This window comes from Achromobacter pestifer (assembly GCF_902859625.1).
Classification (GTDB): domain Bacteria; phylum Pseudomonadota; class Gammaproteobacteria; order Burkholderiales; family Burkholderiaceae_B; genus Achromobacter; species Achromobacter pestifer.
Genome location: NZ_CADIJX010000001.1, coordinates 505,326 through 521,787 on the forward strand (window position 1 = coordinate 505,326; position 16,462 = coordinate 521,787).

14 protein-coding genes are annotated in these 16,462 nt (G+C 64.2%); 4 read left to right on the forward strand and 10 right to left on the reverse strand.

Annotated features, from left to right (window positions below):
• The first annotated feature begins 12 nt into the window (after positions 1 to 12).
• Positions 13 to 483 carry an Lrp/AsnC family transcriptional regulator gene (locus HV753_RS02285; protein WP_175172801.1) on the forward strand — a complete coding sequence of 157 codons (471 nt, stop codon included), beginning with the start codon at positions 13 to 15 and terminating at the stop codon, positions 481 to 483.
• Positions 484 to 505: 22 nt separating this feature from the next.
• Here the strand turns inward: HV753_RS02285 and HV753_RS02290 are convergent, their stop codons facing one another.
• The 8 genes from HV753_RS02290 to HV753_RS02325 form a co-directional block, all read right to left on the reverse strand.
• On the reverse strand, positions 506 to 1,678 hold the full coding sequence (locus HV753_RS02290; RefSeq protein ID WP_175173639.1) for a metallophosphoesterase: 1,173 nt from the start codon (positions 1,676 to 1,678) through the stop codon (positions 506 to 508).
• A 99-nt stretch (positions 1,679 to 1,777) separates the two neighbouring features.
• The gene (locus tag HV753_RS02295; protein ID WP_175172802.1) at positions 1,778 to 3,004 is read right to left on the reverse strand and encodes an alpha-hydroxy acid oxidase; all 1,227 of its coding nucleotides are present in this window, start codon (positions 3,002 to 3,004) and stop codon (positions 1,778 to 1,780) included.
• A gap of 143 nt (positions 3,005 to 3,147) precedes the next feature.
• Entirely contained in the window at positions 3,148 to 4,017 is an 870-nt protein-coding gene (asd, locus tag HV753_RS02300) for an archaetidylserine decarboxylase (RefSeq protein ID WP_175172803.1), read from the reverse strand.
• A 109-nt stretch (positions 4,018 to 4,126) separates the two neighbouring features.
• Entirely contained in the window at positions 4,127 to 5,758 is a 1,632-nt protein-coding gene (locus HV753_RS02305; protein WP_175172804.1) for an ATP-binding cassette domain-containing protein, read from the reverse strand.
• Positions 5,759 to 6,019: 261 nt separating this feature from the next.
• Positions 6,020 to 6,889 carry an HpcH/HpaI aldolase/citrate lyase family protein gene (locus tag HV753_RS02310; protein ID WP_175172805.1) on the reverse strand — a complete coding sequence of 290 codons (870 nt, stop codon included), beginning with the start codon at positions 6,887 to 6,889 and terminating at the stop codon, positions 6,020 to 6,022.
• Between the two features lie 37 nt (positions 6,890 to 6,926).
• A complete protein-coding gene (locus HV753_RS02315; protein WP_175172806.1) occupies positions 6,927 to 7,646 on the reverse strand; it encodes a response regulator transcription factor in 720 nt (239 codons plus the stop codon).
• Positions 7,647 to 7,991: 345 nt separating this feature from the next.
• Positions 7,992 to 8,477, reverse strand: a complete 486-nt coding sequence (locus HV753_RS02320) for a hypothetical protein (RefSeq protein ID WP_175172807.1) — start codon at positions 8,475 to 8,477, stop codon at positions 7,992 to 7,994.
• Between the two features lie 119 nt (positions 8,478 to 8,596).
• Positions 8,597 to 9,196, reverse strand: a complete 600-nt coding sequence (locus HV753_RS02325; RefSeq protein ID WP_175172808.1) for a GNAT family N-acetyltransferase — start codon at positions 9,194 to 9,196, stop codon at positions 8,597 to 8,599.
• 108 nt (positions 9,197 to 9,304) lie between these two features.
• Here HV753_RS02325 and HV753_RS02330 point away from each other — a divergent pair, with 108 nt between their 5' ends.
• On the forward strand, positions 9,305 to 10,543 hold the full coding sequence (locus tag HV753_RS02330; RefSeq protein WP_175172809.1) for an NAD(P)/FAD-dependent oxidoreductase: 1,239 nt from the start codon (positions 9,305 to 9,307) through the stop codon (positions 10,541 to 10,543).
• Positions 10,544 to 10,567: 24 nt separating this feature from the next.
• On the opposite strand, the gene HV753_RS02335 is transcribed toward HV753_RS02330, so the two are convergent.
• Positions 10,568 to 11,695 (reverse strand): 3-deoxy-7-phosphoheptulonate synthase, encoded by a 1,128-nt coding sequence (locus tag HV753_RS02335; RefSeq protein WP_281370963.1) that lies wholly within the window; start codon positions 11,693 to 11,695, stop codon positions 10,568 to 10,570.
• A 283-nt stretch (positions 11,696 to 11,978) separates the two neighbouring features.
• Here HV753_RS02335 and HV753_RS02340 point away from each other — a divergent pair, with 283 nt between their 5' ends.
• The gene (locus HV753_RS02340; protein WP_175172810.1) at positions 11,979 to 13,199 is read left to right on the forward strand and encodes an EAL domain-containing response regulator; all 1,221 of its coding nucleotides are present in this window, start codon (positions 11,979 to 11,981) and stop codon (positions 13,197 to 13,199) included.
• A gap of 139 nt (positions 13,200 to 13,338) precedes the next feature.
• Positions 13,339 to 14,649, forward strand: a complete 1,311-nt coding sequence (locus tag HV753_RS02345; protein ID WP_175172811.1) for a ferredoxin reductase family protein — start codon at positions 13,339 to 13,341, stop codon at positions 14,647 to 14,649.
• A gap of 7 nt (positions 14,650 to 14,656) precedes the next feature.
• Here HV753_RS02345 and HV753_RS02350 read toward each other — a convergent pair whose 3' ends face one another.
• Positions 14,657 to 16,300 (reverse strand): mucoidy inhibitor MuiA family protein, encoded by a 1,644-nt coding sequence (locus tag HV753_RS02350; protein WP_175172812.1) that lies wholly within the window; start codon positions 16,298 to 16,300, stop codon positions 14,657 to 14,659.
• Between the last annotated feature and the right edge of the window lie 162 nt (positions 16,301 to 16,462).

The window sequence follows — 16,462 nt, forward strand, 5'->3', positions numbered from 1 at the left end:
AACCTGATTCCGATGCCAGACCTGGACGACCGCGACCGAAAACTATTAACGCTGCTGGCGGACGACGCCACGCCCAGCTATGCAGAATTGGGGAAAATGCTGAACCTTTCGGCCCCGGCAGTGCACGAACGGGTCAAGCGCCTGAAGCGCGACGGCCTGATCAAAGGCATCGCGGCCAAGCTGGACGGCGCCCGTATTGGCCGGCCCTTGCTGGCGTTCGTGCATGTGGACACGAACAACTGGAGCATCACGCAACAAGTGCTGGGTCTGGCCGAGCTGACCGAGGTCGAAGAGATCCACACCATCACCGGCAAGAGCGCCATGCTGCTGAAGGTGCGCGTGCGTGATACCCAGGCGCTGGAATTGCTGCTGGCGCGCATTCACAAGATTGACGGCATCACCAACACCACCAGCGATATCGCATTGACCAGCTACCTGGAACGCGGGCCGCTGCCCGATACCACGCCTGACGCGCAGGCCTGAGACGGTGCGAGCCCGTGCGGGGTTAGCCGCGCGCCGAAGCGGTGCGCAAGCGTAATCGCGTGATCTCGGACGGGGCTCCCAGGCGCTTGGGCGGACCCCAGTATCCCGTGCCCCGGCTGGTGTAGACCCACATCTTGCCCAGCCGATGCAGGCCAGCCGTGAACGGTTGCTGGAAGCGCACGAAGAACCCCCACGGAAAGAACTGGCCGCCATGGGTGTGGCCGGACAGTTGCAGGTGGTAGCCCAAGGGCTCGGCCGCGGCCGCGCTGCGGGGCTGGTGCGCCAGCAATATCTTGGCGCAGGCATCTGCCGGGGCGCCCGCCAACGCGGCCTTGGGGTTGCTGCGTTGCTGCGGGTCGAAGGCCCCGGCGCTGTAATCCGTCACGCCGGCCACCACAATGGGAAGGCCCGACGGGTGGATCACGGCATGTTCATTCATCAGCACGCGCAGACCCATGCGGCGGAATTCCGCCACCCAGGGCGTCGCGCCTGAATAATATTCGTGGTTGCCGGTCACCAGGTAGACGCCGTAAGGCGCACGCAACGCGCCCAACGGGCTGGCCTGCGGTGCCAAGTGCTCGACGCTGCCATCCACGACGTCGCCGGTGATGGCGATCACGTCGGGCAACAGTTCATTCACGGCATCGACGATGGCCTGCACATAGTGCTTCTTGATGGTCGGGCCAACGTGGATGTCGCTGATCTGCACAATGGTGAAGCCGTCCAGATCTTGTGGCAGGCCGGGGATCGGCACCTCCACGTCGACGACCCGTGCCCGGCGGCGCGCGTTGTAGAACCCGATCAGCGTGTCGGCCAGGGCCAGTGCGGCAACGGCCCACGCGCTGATGCTGCGCAGCCGTGTCCACGGCAGTTCGCTTCCCGCAGCCAGGCTGACCAGCCAGGTCAACAGCAACGCCGCGTCGCGGATCACCGTCAATACGAACAGAGATGAAAACAGCCCCATCGCGATCAGGCCGACCCACGCGATGCGGTCGCCCCAAGGCGGATGCACGGACGAACGCCCCAACATGCCCAAGGGGATCAATATGCACGACAGGATCAAGGCAAGAATGGCGGCGGTGGCGCCGGCCGGGTTCAGCAGCGCGTCGGGAATCAAGCGTGCGCCGACATAGACGTGGGCTAGCGCCCCGAGTGTCAGGAAGCGCAGGAAAAACGAGGATTGGCGTAGGGACACGGCAGGCACGGGGGCACGCCTGCGTGATGGGCCGGCGCGCGTAGCAAGGGAACCGTCATTCTATGCCGCGCTCCGGCCCTCGGTTTGCTTTGGTTGGCGTCAGCCCCCGACGGATCCCTCCCGCCATAGGAGGCTGGCGTCCATCTCCCGGACGCGGTTGATGCCCAGCATCGCCATATTGCGGTCGACTTCGGCGCGCAACAGGCCAATGGCGTGGTGGACGCCCGCTTGTCCCCCCACCGCGGCGGCGTAGTTGAAGGGCCGGCCCACGAAGACAAAGTGGGCACCCAAGGCCAGCGCCTTGAGCACGTCGCCGCCGCGGCGCACGCCACTGTCCATCATGACCGTCATGCCGCCCGCCGCGGCAACAACCGCAGGCAGGGCGCGCAACGGCGAGATCGCCCCGTCAAGCTGACGGCCGCCGTGGTTGGACACGATCACGCCATCGACCCCATGTTGGCGGGCCAGCGCCGCGTCTTGCGGATGCAGGATGCCTTTGATGATCAAGGTGCCGGGCCATTGCTTGCGGATGCGCGCCACGTGTTCCCAACTCAGGTGATCGCGGGCGGTGAAATCACGCAGCACCGATGCCGACACGATGGGAGCGCCGCGCGTGGCGAATGAGTTCTCGAAGTGCGGCATGCCGTGCATCATCAAGGTGCGCAGGAAGGTGCCCGCGAGCCAGCGTGGCCGGGTCAGGCCATCCCAGGCCAGGCGCAGGCTGGGCTTGAGCGGCGTTGCGAAACCGGTGCGCACATTGTTTTCGCGGTTGGCGGAAACGGGGATGTCCACGGTCAATACCAACGTTTCGTACCCGGCGCGGCGGGCGCGTTTGACCAGTGCGTCGATCTTCGCCGGGTCGCCGGGCAGGTAGGCCTGGAACCAGGTGCCGGGCGCTTCGTGGATGACCTCTTCCAATGGGATGAGGGACGTGCCGCTAAGGATGGCCGGGATGTTCTGAGCGCGCGCGGCGCGCGCCAGCATCACGTCGCCACGGTAGGCGGACAAGGCGCTAATGCCCATCGGGGCGATGCCGAACGGCGACGAGTAGCTGCGCCCGAACAGTTCGGTCTGCTGCGTGCGCCGGGACACGTCGACCAGTACGCGAGGCATGAAGCCGTACTGCGCGAACGCGCGCCGGTTGTCTTGCAGCGATTGGTTGTCTTCGGCGGCGCCCGCGACATAGCCGAAGATGGGGCGGGGCAGACGCCGCCGCGCGGCCGCTTCAAAGTCCTCCAGGGACAACATGCGGGCAAGCGCGCGTGGCAGGGGCTGGCAAGTGGCGGCGCCATCGGGCGCGGCGGCGGGCAGGGCGGTGGTTGTCATGGCGGGCCGGTAAAAGCCCGTAATCTAGCAACGCCGCTTTATCGCATAAAGCGAATAAATTATGAAAAGCTATTTCGCTTAAAGAGAAATAGCGGCTGCGGCGCGCAATGCGAGCACGCCGCAGGCACGACGGGGTGGCCCGTTCAGGCTTGCTTGGGCAGAGCCAGCAGTTCGCCCATGCGGACGGGGCCCAGTACCGACGGCGTGTCGGCCCAGCGGATCTTGTCCGGCCCGAACAGGACGATGGCGGTCGATCCCAATTTGAAGCGGCCCATTTCGGCGCCCTTGGCCAGGTGGATTGGCGCACGGGCCACGTCGTCGTAGCGCACGGATTTCACGCGGCGCTTGTACGGCGTGACCAGGCCGGCCCAGACGGTTTCGATGGACGCCACAATCATCGCGCCAACCAGGATGACCGCCATCGGACCATGCTCGGTATCGAACAGGCAGACAACGCGCTCATTGCGCGCGAACAAGCGCGGCACGTTACGAGCGGTCAGCGGGTTCACCGAGAACAGGCGGCCCGGGACATGCACCATTTCGCGCAGCGTGCCGGCAACCGGCATGTGCACACGGTGATAGTCCTTGGGCGACAGGTAAATGGTGGCGAATTCGCCGCCTTGGAACGGCGCGGCGCGTTCGGCGTCGCCGCCCAGCAGATCAACCAGGCCGTAGCTGTGGCCCTTGGCCTGGAAAATGCGGCCATGTTCGATGGCGCCCATCTGGCTGATGGCGCCATCGGCCGGACACAACACCGAGCCGGGTTCGTCGTCCAGCGGGCGCGCATCGTCTTTCAGTGCGCGGGTGAAGAAATCATTGAAGCAATCGTAGGCCAGCGGATCTTCTTGCACGGCCTCGCTCATGTCCACGCCGTATTTGCGGACAAAGCGCGAGATCATCCAATTCTTGACCGCGGGTTCCCGGCAGTCGGAGGCGTATCCGAAGAAGCGCGACACCAGATGGTGGGGCGCAAGATACTGGCTGGCGAGAAATACTTGGTCTTTGATCGTCATCTACGAGCGCTGAAAAAACTCGTCCCGCGAACAGCGGGACGTGGTTGAAGGTTGCCCGCACAAGTCTGATTAATGACCGGTGCGGGCAATTCGCGGGATTGTAACGCGATCAGGCCGCTTTGGCCGCCAATTTGGTCTTGTAGAGCCAGTCTTTATAGTCGTCCAGGTCGCCGTCGAACGGGCTGACGGCGCCATCGGCCACGATGATGAATTCATCCGTGGTTGCGCGCAGCAGGTGGCGGTCGTGCGAGACCAGCATCAACGTGCCTTCAAATTGCGCCAGCGCGGTGGTCAGCGCTTCGCGCGTTTCCAGGTCCAAGTGGTTGGTCGGTTCATCCAGCAGCAGCAGGTTGGGGCGTTCCCAGACAATCAGCGCCAACGCCAGCCGGGCCTTTTCGCCGCCAGAGAATGGGGCGATGGAGCTGGTGGCCATGTTGCCGTTGAAGTTGAAGCTGCCCAGGAAGTTGCGCAGTTCCTGTTCGCGCACGGTGGGCGCGATCTTCGTCATGTGCCACAAGGGTGATTCGTCGTGGCGCAGCATTTCCACCTGGTGCTGGGCGAAGTAGCCGATGGACAGGCCTTTGTTGAATTGCGCGTCGCCCGCCAGCGTGTTGAGTTCGCCCGCGATCGTCTTGATGAACGTGGATTTACCTGCGCCGTTGATCCCCAGCAGGCCGATGCGCTGGCCCGCTTGCAGCGAGAAGTTGATGCCCGACACGATGATCTTGTCGGACACCGCTTGCGTGTCTTCGTCTTCTAGGCGATAGCCCGCGCTGACTTTCTCCATCGTCAGCAAGGGATTCGGCGCGCGCAGCGGCTCGCGGAATTCAAACGAGAATTCGGCGGCGGCACGCAACGGCGCCACTTCTTCCATGCGGGCCAGGGCCTTGATGCGGCTTTGCGCCTGGCGTGCCTTGCTGGCCTGGGCCTTGAAGCGGTCGATGAAGGATTGCAGGTGCGAGCGTTGGCGCATCTGCTTTTCCATCATGCCTTGCGCCAGTTCCAACTGGGCGGCGCGCTGGCGTTCAAACGACGAGTAGTTGCCCGAGTAACGCTTGAGCTTGCGTTCATCGATGTGGACGATGACGTTGACCACGCCATCCAGGAAGTCGCGATCGTGCGAGATGACGATGAGCGTGCCCGGATAGCGCTTCAGCCAATCTTCCAGCCAGATGATGGCGTCCAGGTCCAAGTGGTTGGTGGGCTCGTCCAGCAGCAGCAGGTCGGACGGGCACATCAGCGCTTGCGCCAGGTTCAGGCGCATGCGCCAGCCGCCGGAGAAGCTGGTCAGCGGCAGATGCATCTGCGCTTGGGTGAAGCCCAGGCCTGTCAGCAACTGCTCCGCGCGCGAATGCACCGTATAGGCATCGGCATCCGCCAGCGCGGCATAGATGTCGCCCATGCGCAGACCGTTCTCGGCGCTTTCGGGTTCCGCTTCCAGTGCGGCCAGTTCCGCTTCCAGCTTGCGCAGCGTGACGTCGCCGTCAATCGCGTATTCGATGGCCGGGCGGTCCAGTGCGGGAGTCTCTTGCGCCACATACGCCATGCGCCAGCTGGAGGGGTAGTCCAGATCGCCTTGGTCTGCGTGCAGCGTGCCGCGCAGCAGACCGAACAGGCTCGACTTGCCGGCGCCATTGGCGCCGATCAGGCCGATCTTGTCGCCGGGGTTCAGTAGCAGGTCAACCTTGTCTAGCAAGGGCTTGACGCCGCGCATGAGTGAAACTTGTTGGAAGCGGATCATGAATCGTGTGGCTGGGGGTGGCGCGGCAGGCGCGCGGCAAGGCTCCCGCCACAAGGCGCGGCGCAAAAAAGGGAACCGGGGCGGGATCGCGCGCGAAGCGGGGGAACTGATGGGTGCAGTCGGGCGCGAAGGCGAAAAAAACGGGTGGCCCGGTTGGGCTACCGTCTAATCGTGGGCGCTATTGTACCGGGCCGCGCGCATTGGCGCAGCAATCCGTGAATATCGGGGTCAGCGACAGACGTCGTTTCGGCTGAAATCGGCTTATCCGGCCGCGATGGCGGCGGCCAACGCCAGGACGCGCTCGGCTTCCTGCGCGTGCAGGTTTTCCACCAAGGTGCCGTCAACCACGGCCACACCCTGGCCGGCGGCTTGCGCGGCATGCCAGGCGTCCAGGCGCTTGCGGGCGCTGGCCAGTTCCGCATCGGTGGGAGCGAATGCCGTGTTCGCCGCGGCGATCTGCTTGGGGTGGATCAACGTCTTGCCATCAAAGCCCTGGTCACGCCCTTGGTGGCAGGCGCTGGCCAGGCCAGCATCGTCTTGCAAGTCCAGATGCACGCCGTCCAATACGATCAGGCCATGTGCACGCGCGGCCATCACGGCAAGGGACCGCGCCAACAGCGTTTCTTCGCGCGTGGGTGTGTGGCGCGCATGCAGATCCTTGACCAGATCGGAGGTGCCGACCACGATGGCGGCCAACCGGGGGTGGCCCCCCGCGATGGCATCCAACCGCAGGAAACCCAGCGGCGTTTCGGCCATGGCCCAAATGGGCAGGTCCGGCGGTGCGCCCGCGGCGTCCAGTGCCTGCGCCAGCGCGGCCAATTGGTCAGGCGATTGCACTTTGGGCAGCAGCACCGCATCGGCACCGGCCTGGGCGATGGCGCTCACGTCATCCAGGCCCCAGGGCGTGTCCAGCGCATTGATGCGCACGATGCATTCGCGCCGGCCGTATCCGCCTTCACGCAGCGCGCGGGTGATCTGCTCGCGAGCCAGTGCCTTGGCATCCGGCGCAACGGCGTCTTCAAGATCCAGAATCAGCGCATCGGCATCCAGGTTGCGCGCCTTGTCCAGCGCGCGGGCGTTGGCGCCGGGCATGTAGAGGACGGAGCGGCGAGGGCGGATGGGAAGCGTCATGAACGGGAGCAATAAGAAAGAGGCAATAAAAAAGGGATCAGGACTTGAGATTGCCGACGATCTGTACCGGTGTGGTACAGACATAGCCTACGCCATACACGGTGCGAATGCCCATGTCGCCGCCGGCTTGCTCACGCAGCTTGCGGCGCAACCGGTGCATGTGCGCATCCAACCGATGGGTGTCGTAGGCGTCAGTGCTGGCGCCCAGCGCTTCGACCAGGCGCGTGCGCGACAAGGGCAGCGGCGCGGCCTGGATCAGCGCGCCGATCAGCCGGCTTTCGGTATCGGTGATGTCCACGCAGATTTGAGCGGGCGACACCAGTGTCCTGCGCGCGGGATCGAAGCGCCAGGCATCGGATCGTGCGTCGTCGGTATCGGCGGGCGGCACGACGCGCAACCGGCGAGCCAAGGCCACCAGCGTGGCGCCCAGCTCGGCCAGATTGACGGGTTTGGTCAAATAGTGGTCGGCGCCCAGGCTCAAGCCCGACACCTTGTCTTCGCTGAGCAGGCGGCCCGTCAGCATGACGATGCCCATCAACGGGTAGGTGGTGCGCAAATGCGAGACGCGCGTCAGGGCGTCGCCGTCGGGAAGCATCGCGTCCAGCACCAGAATGCCGGGCGTGACGGTAAGCAATAGCTGATCCAGCTCGGCCAGTGAGCCTGCGGTGAGGATGGCCTTATCCAGGCCCAAGTCCTGGATGTATTCGGCGATGGTGTCGCGCCAGTCTCCGTGGTCATCAACGATGATGATCGTCACGGCGCGGTACATCCTTGCGTTTGCACGCAAGGCGCTCCAAGGGCAAACACGCTTTTCGCTCCTGACATGCGACGGCTTCTATTCTGGGGGAGTCCGCTTGCGCGGGCGCACGGCCGAATTGGGCGCGATACGTTTTGTATCGTTGGCGCTTGCGGAGAATATCATCATCCCTGATGCGGCGGCGCCGCAAGCCTGCGGGATGTCATCCATGCGTGAAAGAAACACCGCATGGTCAAAAAATGCGCAACCCGGAAGGTGTCGCCTGAACCGCCATCCCCGGGCGCTCCGAGGCCGTCTTATCCACAGAAACTGTGGATAAGAGGAAACGGGCTGGCGCCATCCGATTTATGTAGGCAGGTATTCCACCGGCACGCCGTGGGGCACCTTGCGCATGCGGTCGCGTTCGATGCGCGCCGCCGAGAATCGAGTCTTGCGCGCGGCAGCATTTTGCAGCAGCACGGACAGCACGGCGCCTTTGTCCTGGATCCATTGCGTTTTGCCGCGCAGCAGCTTCACCGCGTTCTCCACGGTGCCCAGCCGATACGACATGCTGTTGATCTGTACCGAGGTCTTGCCGTTGAATGCCGATGGTTCCTGCTCGGTGATGGCGGCGGCATCCAGATTGCTGCTTTCGTGATCCACGCGGTAGATGAATTTCAGGCCGCTATGCGGATCCTGGATCACGATGAGCTTTTCCGAACCCGAGACATCGGACAGCATGCCGATGACAAGCGATTCGACCAGCTGGTTGCCCCGCTGTTCTTCGGTGTAGATGAAAATGCTGTGGCGCACCAGAGGGATTGCGGCCGGGACAAGGGGAGAGCGGTCCATACCTGACTTGAAAAGGGCGGCGAGGGCAACGGGAACCATCATCCCGCCGGTACTGCGATAACGGTTCCTGCTTGCGTGAACGCGGGAACCGGCTGCGAAAAGAGCGATACGCGCAGGCGCTATTGCGGGCGATGCATGCGTGCCAAGAGGCGCGCTTTCACCGACGGCCAGTCCTCATCGAGGATGGCGTAATAGACCATGTCGCGGGTGCGTCCCGATTGCGCGATCAGGTGCTTGCGGAACACACCTTCTTCGACGCCGCCGATACGGAGAATGGCTTGCCGCGATTGCGTATTGCTCAATTCCGTCTTGAAGACGACCCGTATGATACCAATTGTTTCAAAGGCGTGCCGCAATAATAGAAACTTGGCTTCAGTATTGGCGCCAGAACGTTGGACGGCTGGGGTCAGCCAGGTAGCCCCGATTTCCAGCCGGTGGTGCGATAGCGCGATATCCATGTAGCGCGTGGCGCCAATGATCTGTCCCGAGCTTTGCTGCACGATGACAAACGGCAGGCAGGCACCCTCACGCTGTCCCGCCAGCGCGCGGTCCACATAGCGTTGCATGTCCTCGGCCGAGGCCACGGGTTCAGGCTGCAAGCGCCAGAGTTCCGGATGCAGGCCGATTTGGCTCAGCGCATCGGCGTGGCCGGCGGCAAGCGGCTCCAGGCGAACAATGTCGCCTTCAAGCGTCACGGGTTGCAGCAAGGGAAGAGGCATGTCGAAGTCCTGAGTCAACCATGGGCTTGAGCGGCAGTCGCGCATTGCGTTGAATTCTACGCTCGCGTCCGCTTGCCGAACACGGGCGTCAGGCGCAGAATGCGGCGCATGAAAACAGACGTTGTGGTTCTTGGCGCGGGCATCGTTGGGGTCAGCACGGCGCTGCATCTGTTGGCGCGCGGCCGTTCCGTTGTATTGCTTGACCGCCGCGGCCCCGGCGAGGAAACCAGCTACGGCAACGCCGGCCTGATCGAACGGGCCAGCGTCATTCCCTACGCCTTTCCCCGCGATTGGCGCAGCCTGTGGCGCTATGCGCTGAACAACACGCCTGACGTCAGCTATCACCCGCGCTTTCTGCCGCGCATCGCGCCATGGCTGCTGCGCTACTGGTGGCATTCCTCTCCGGCGCGGTTGGCGCGCGCGGCCGATGCGATGCTGCCGTTGATCGAACGCAGCGTGGCCGAACACGATGCGTTGAGGGACGACGCGCAAATCGCCCATTTGTTTCGCCGCAACGGCTGGATCGACGGCGTGCGCACGGAAGAGGGGCTGGCCCGCGCCATTGCCGAGGCTGATGCGCTGGCGCCGTACGGGCTCAATTACCGCGTGCTGGACCGGCAGGCATTGACCGCGTTGGAACCGTCGCTGTCGTCACGGATGGTGGGCGCGGTGCACTGGCTGGACCCCGTCAATGTCTCAGATCCGGGTGCGGTGACCCGCGGCTACGCGGCGCTGTTCCAGCAGCGTGGCGGACAACTGGCGCGCGGCGACGCACGCAGTCTGAAACCGTCGGGCGACAAGGGTTGGCAGGTGCAGGGCGAGGATGGACTGATTCAAGCGCGCGATGTGGTCGTGGCGCTGGGGCCATGGTCGCCAGACATTCTGCGTCCGTTGGGTTACCGGATTCCCATGGCGGTCAAGCGCGGCTATCACCAGCACTTTGCGCTGGAAGACGGTGCGACCTTATCGCACCCGGTGGCGGATATCGATAGCGGCTTCGTGGTGACGCCGATGACACTCGGCGTGCGGCTGACGACCGGCGCGGAATTCGCGGCGCGCGATGCGCCGCCGTCGCCCATTCAGATTCAGCGCACGCGGACGCTGGCGGCCCAGTTATTGCCCTTGGGGGCTGCGGTCGAGGCCGAACCCTGGATGGGGTGCCGCCCATGCATGCCGGACATGCGTCCGGTGATCGGACCCGCGCCCCGGCATGCCGGACTGTGGATGGCCTTCGGCCATGCGCATCACGGCTTTACGCTGGGTCCGGTGACTGGCAAGCTGCTGGCCAGCCTGATCACCGGCCAGGCGCCGGACATGGATCCGGCGCCCTACGCCTTGCGCCGCTGACGCCGGACTGGCCGGACAGGCCGGTCAGGCGGCTGCTTTGTCGCGGCGTTTGCGCACGGCCTGAGCCAAGGTTTCAAGCACCGGTTCCGTCTGGGACCAACCCAGGCATGCGTCGGTGATCGATACGCCGTGGCGCAGCGGCTGGCCAGGCTTCAACTCCTGGCGGCCTTCTTCAAGATGGCTTTCGATCATGACGCCGGTGATGCGGGCATCGCCTTGGGCGAGCTGCGCGGCGATGTCGTTGGCCACGTCGATCTGACGCAGATGGGACTTGTTGGAGTTGGCGTGCGAGCAGTCGATCATGACCTGTTCGCGCTGGCCTGCGGCGCGCAAGGCGGCGCAACAGGCATCGACGCTGGCGGCGTCGTAATTGGGGCCTTGCTTGCCGCCGCGCAGGATCACGTGGGTGTCCTGGTTGCCGCGGGTTTCAAAAATGGCGGCCATGCCCATCTTGGTCATGCCCATGAAAGCATGCTTGGCGCTGGCAGCGACCATCGCGTCAGCCGCGATCTGCACGCCGCCGTCGGTGCCGTTCTTGAAGCCCAACGGGCAGCTCAGGCCAGAGCTCAGCTGGCGGTGGCTGGGGCTTTCGGTGGTGCGCGCGCCGATGGCGCCCCAGGCGATCAGGTCCGCGATGTACTGCGGGCTGAGCAGGTCCAGGAACTCGGTGGCGATGGGCAGGCCCAGGCCGCTAATGTCCAGCAGCAGTTCGCGGGCGCGGCGCAGGCCTTCATTGATGCGGAAGCTGCCGTCCAGGCGCGGGTCGTTGATATAGCCCTTCCAGCCGACGGTGGTGCGAGGCTTCTCAAAATAGACGCGCATGACGATCAGCAGGTCTTTCTTGTGCTGGTCGACGGCCGCACGCAGTTGGCGCGCGTATTCCATCGCCTGTCCGTGGTCGTGGATGGAGCAGGGGCCGACCACGATCAACAGGCGGTCGTCGCGACCATGCAGCACATCGGCGATCTGGGTGCGGCTTTCTTCGACCAGCGTCTGGATGGCCGGGGAAACGGGCAGTTCGTCCTGGAGTAGCGCAGGCGAGATCAGGGGACGCACGGCGCTGATGCGGGTGTCGTCGGTGCGCGTATTGTCCTGGGTCGAGTCGGCCGTGCCGACCTCGCGGTCGTGCTGGGGGTCGTCAATGCGGGTCAAGGGATGCTCCGTGCCATAGATGCGTAAAGACGTCCATTATCGCACCCGCGGCCCATGGGTGCGCTGGACGGCGGCGTCTGTCTGGACGAGAGCGGGCGTTGCCGTTGGGCAACGGCGCGCGCCTATCGGCGGAAGATGGTCCAAAACCTAAGCCTATCGGCACGGAATTAGCATTAACCCGTTCTCGATAACGACAGATCGCTAGCGGATGCCGTAGGATGGAGTCCAGAGATTTCAGGCGGCCTCCTGCGAAGGCCCGCCCTATAAGCTAGGACTCAATGCAATGTTAAAAACCGACGCCGGAGCCAATCGACGGATTCTTCTGGTGGAAGATCACCCCGTCGAGCGCGCCTACTTGCAGAACATGCTTCTGGCGTTGGGATATCGGCGTGTTGCCGGCGTGGGAAGCAGCACCGAAGCGGTCAGTGCGCTGGGCCGCCAATTCTATGATCTGGTGATCAGCGACATCGTCATGGGCGATGGCGACGGCACGCATCTGCCCAATGAATTGCGGCGGCTGGCCGACGTCGGGCGGTTGAAGTCGATGCCGCCCATCATCTGGATCAGCAGCTTGAGCGACGAGCTGCTGCAATCCCATGTGCGGCTTGCGCTGCAAGCGGGATGCCCATCGGCGCAGGCGCTGTCCAAGCCCGTATCACGGACTTCCATGCAGCAGGCGATCAAGGCGGCGTTGCAGTCCACGGATGATGTGACCTCGCCGCGTCAGCAGTCGGTTCGGCGCGATGTGATCGAAGCCGAACTCGGGCGGGCCCTGATCACCGGCGAAGGCATGAGCGTGGTGTTGCAACCGCAGATCAGCCTGTCGACCGGCCAGGTGCTGGCCGCCGAGGCCTTGTCCCGCTGGGACCATCCCGAATTCGGCGCCATTTCCGCTGCCGATTTCGTCCCCGCCGCGCATCGTCTGGGCATGGACCGGATGCTGTTTCTGCGCGTGACCGACCGGGTCATCGAGGTCTTGCAACGCATGCATGCCGAGGATATCGCGGTACCGATCGCGATCAATGCGTCATCGTCCACGCTGTGCTCGCGCGACTTGCCCACCTTGCTGGAAAGGCGCGTGGGGCAGGCGGGGCTGCCCGCCCGGCTGGTGAAGATCGAATTGACCGAGGATGAGCCCGTCAACGATTGGCTGGCGCTGTCCTCGGTGCTGAACTTGTTGCGGGTGCGGGGGTTTGAATTGGCCATGGATGACTTCGGCGCGGGCATCGCGTCGATGCGCTTGTTTTCGGCCATGCCGTTCACCGAATTGAAAATCGATCGCGACTTCATCGTGCACATGCACCGCGAAGCGGCGTCGCGCGCGGTGGTGGCCGCGGCGATCGAAATGGGCCGCGTGCTGGGCCGGCGTGTGGTCGCGGAAGGGGTCGAGCAAGACCGGGACGTGCAATTGCTGCGCGAACTTGGCTGCGACGCGGCGCAAGGGTACGGTTTGTCGGTCCCCCTGGACGCCGACACTTTCATCGATTTCTGCCGTCGGCACTAAGTTCGGGTCGCAGGCTCCGGGGCGGCATCGTTGGCCGCCTCCATTGATACGAATCAACGTTGCGGGGCCGCATCGCGAACATCGGCATTCGCAGCGGCTACCATGGTTGCTTCAAGGGTCTCCCTGGAGTGATGATTCGATGCGACGCACGCTTGCCCCAGTCTTGCTGTTGTCCTTGCTGGCCTGGGCCGCCGCTTATTGGACGGATCCGCCCGCCGAACTCAATATCTGGACCGCGCGCACACAGCTGATCCTCCTGACCGGGCTGGCCGCATATACGCTGATGGCGCTGATCATGCTGTTGGCGGTGCGTCCGAAATGGCTCGAATCCCGGATGGGAGGGCTGGATCGGATGTATCAGCTGCACAAATGGAGCGGCATCCTGGCCACTGTCCTGGCCGCAGCCCATTACCTGATCAAGTTGAGCAAGCCGTTATTGCTGACCATGTTCGACCCGGTGGCGAAGACCCCTCGGGCGGCGGCGTTGCTGGATATGTTCCGTGGGTCCGCCAAGGATATCGGCGAATGGGCCGTCTGGATTCTGGTGGCGCTGGTGCTGCTGACGCTGTGGCGGCGGTTCCCGTATCGCGCGTGGCGCCAAGTCCACCGCATTGCCGCAGTGATCTTCCTGGTGGTGGCGTTTCACGGCGTGGTGCTGACGCCTGCCGCGTGGTGGTGGCAGCCGGCAGGCTGGCTCGTGGCGGTGGCAACCGGGGTGGGGTCCGTGTGCGCGGTGCTGGCGTTGACCGGCCGCATCGGCCGCACCCGGCGCTACAAGGGTTTGGTCCTGGCTACCGATGCCTTGTCGGATGACATTCTTGCAGTGACCTGTAGGATCGAGGGCGATTGGCATCATCGAGCAGGCCAATTCGCCTTTCTGACCACCGACCGCCGCGAAGGCGCGCATCCCTTTACCGTGTCGGGCGCCGATGATGGCACGGGGCGTGTGCAATTTCTGATCAAGGCCTTGGGCGATTACACGCGGCACCTGCAATCGCGCTTGCAAGCAGGGCAAGCGGTGACGGTCGAAGGGCCATACGGATGTTTCGATTTTCAGCGCGACGACGGCCGGCCACAGATCTGGGTGGCGGCGGGTATCGGCGTGACGCCGTTCATTTCATGGCTGGAGTCGTTGCAGGCCGAGCCGGATAGCGCGCCATTGGCCAGCCTGTACTACTGCGCGCGCAATGCCGAGGATGGGCCGTTCGCGCAACGGTTGCAGGCGCTTTGCGAACGAGTCCCTCGGGTGACGCTGCACGTTCGATACAGTGAAACCCAAGGGCCGCTGTCGGCCGATGACTTGCTTGCGGACCATCAGCCCGATGCGCCTTGGCCCAGCGTTTGGTTCTGCGGCCCAACCGGATTCGCGGATGCGCTGAAAGACGGACTGCACCGGCGGGGCATGCCGGTGCGCCAGTTGTTCAAGCAAGAGGTGTTCCAGATGCGCTAGGCGCGGATCAAATGCCCGACACGTCGATGTCGCCCGGATAGTCCACCGAGAATTTCAGCACGGTCTCGCGCGATTTTCCGGGTTCCAGTTCCCAGTCCCAGGCCAGCTTGCCGTCTTCTTCGCGCTTGATGTCGCGGTCGGCGGGCGAAAGCAGCTTCACCACGATCTTCTCATTGCGCGAGATCGGCAGGCGGTCCTTGAACACGATCTGTTCTTTCGTGGCCTTGTTGTTCTTCACGGTGATCTTGTACTCATAAGTCACGCGCTTGCCACTGCCCGAGAATCCCGTGCTTTCCGTAAAGCGATTGACCAATTGGCGTTTGATGGAGATGCCATCGTCCGCGCCCATGGCCAGTTCGACTTTTTCGCCCGGCATGACGGCCTTGATCTGGCTGGACGCCACGAAAGCGTCGTCCAGGAAGGTATTGAGCGGGCCAGCCAGGAACGGGAAGTCCGTATTGTTGCTGGCCTGGGCGGTCAGGAAGACGGCTTCGCGCAGCGCGGGCGTGGACTGGTATTGCAGCGTGGCGGGCAGCTTGGCCGTGGCGATGGCGACTCGTTGCGACGAATTGTCCGACGGCAGCGTCGCCGGGTTCTTGATCTGGAACGAGGCGCTGGTGGCTTCCGTCTGCATCTGGGCCGTGGCCACATCGACGGCTTTGGCCATGGGATCTCCCATGGCTTCGTCATAGGCCTGGCTGGGCGCGCGCGCACGCTTCACGGACATTTCGGCGCTGACGGCGGGGGCGGGCGCCACCGGGCGGGGCGGCGGAGGCGGCGGGGCGGCTACGTCGATGATCCACGGTTGCAGCGTAGGTGCGCCGCCGCCCAGTGACGGGCGCGCGGTGGATAGCGTCAGCTTCACGTTGTTCCAGTCTTCGCCCGTGTTCTGGCGGATGACGCCGAAGTAGCCCAGGTCGACCGTGCGGTCGGCCGGACGCAAACGCGCATCGTAGGCGGGCGTCCAACGGGCGCCACCCACGGCATACGACACGGCCAGATCCACCTTGCCTGCGCGGGCAAGATTGACGCGCAGCGTGACGGTCTTGCTGCGGCGGGTCAACTGGCCTTGCAAGACGTCCAGCTGGCTCTGGAGCGCGCCCAGTTCGCGCTCCAGCACGGCTTTGCGCTCGGCCACTTGACGCAAGCTGGCCAGGGTTTTGCCCAGGCTGTCCGCGCTGAGCGTCTGGATCGCCTTGAGTTCGTCCAGCGTCAGGCGGGCGCCTTCTTTCGCGGGTTCGGTCGCACCGCGCTGCATCATCAGGACCAGCTCGCGCTGGTTGTCCAGCACGGTGGCCTCATCGTCCAGTTCGGCTTGTTGGGCCTCCAGCTTGCGCACTTGTTCCTGTAGCGCGCGGACACGCTCGTTGGCCGTGTCAGCCTGGTAGGCGTCACGCACCTTGACGTCCAGCAAGGCGGCCTGGCCGGTGCTCTTGGCAGACACTTGCAGGGAGTTCTCCTGCAAGGAGACGGGCAGGTTCTCAAGGACCAATTCATGTTCGCCAGCCGTCAGTTCGCTGCTGGCCGATCGAGTCACCACCGCGCGGTCCTGATAGACCGTCACCGAGCCGATGGAAGAGGCCAGCCCGGCGGCTACGCCCAGGCCGGGAAGGGATGCTGCGATGGCAAGGGCCAGAAGAGTACGTCGCACTAGGTCACCTGTAGGAAGGTTGAATTCGGTGGGAGCACGGCCCAGGTTTAGGGACGGTTCGCCGATAGCGCGACAATTTACCCTGCACCTCGCGCGACGAGTTTACAGAAAATGACAAAAGCGACAGGGCAATACCGCCCCGTTTTTTCGCCCGCTCTTGAT

Excerpts from the sequence above, each read along its gene's own strand:
- HV753_RS02285 (WP_175172801.1), top strand. The coding sequence starts at position 13 with ATGCCAGACCTGGACGACCGCGACCGAAAACTATTAACGCTGCTGGCG.
- HV753_RS02295 (WP_175172802.1), bottom strand. The coding sequence starts at position 3,004 with ATGACAACCACCGCCCTGCCCGCCGCCGCGCCCGATGGCGCCGCCACT.
- asd (WP_175172803.1), bottom strand. The coding sequence starts at position 4,017 with ATGACGATCAAAGACCAAGTATTTCTCGCCAGCCAGTATCTTGCGCCC.
- HV753_RS02305 (WP_175172804.1), bottom strand. The coding sequence starts at position 5,758 with ATGATCCGCTTCCAACAAGTTTCACTCATGCGCGGCGTCAAGCCCTTG.
- HV753_RS02310 (WP_175172805.1), bottom strand. The coding sequence starts at position 6,889 with ATGACGCTTCCCATCCGCCCTCGCCGCTCCGTCCTCTACATGCCCGGC.
- HV753_RS02320 (WP_175172807.1), bottom strand. The coding sequence starts at position 8,477 with ATGGACCGCTCTCCCCTTGTCCCGGCCGCAATCCCTCTGGTGCGCCAC.
- HV753_RS02325 (WP_175172808.1), bottom strand. The coding sequence starts at position 9,196 with ATGCCTCTTCCCTTGCTGCAACCCGTGACGCTTGAAGGCGACATTGTT.
- HV753_RS02330 (WP_175172809.1), top strand. The coding sequence starts at position 9,305 with ATGAAAACAGACGTTGTGGTTCTTGGCGCGGGCATCGTTGGGGTCAGC.
- HV753_RS02340 (WP_175172810.1), top strand. The coding sequence starts at position 11,979 with ATGTTAAAAACCGACGCCGGAGCCAATCGACGGATTCTTCTGGTGGAA.
- HV753_RS02345 (WP_175172811.1), top strand. The coding sequence starts at position 13,339 with ATGCGACGCACGCTTGCCCCAGTCTTGCTGTTGTCCTTGCTGGCCTGG.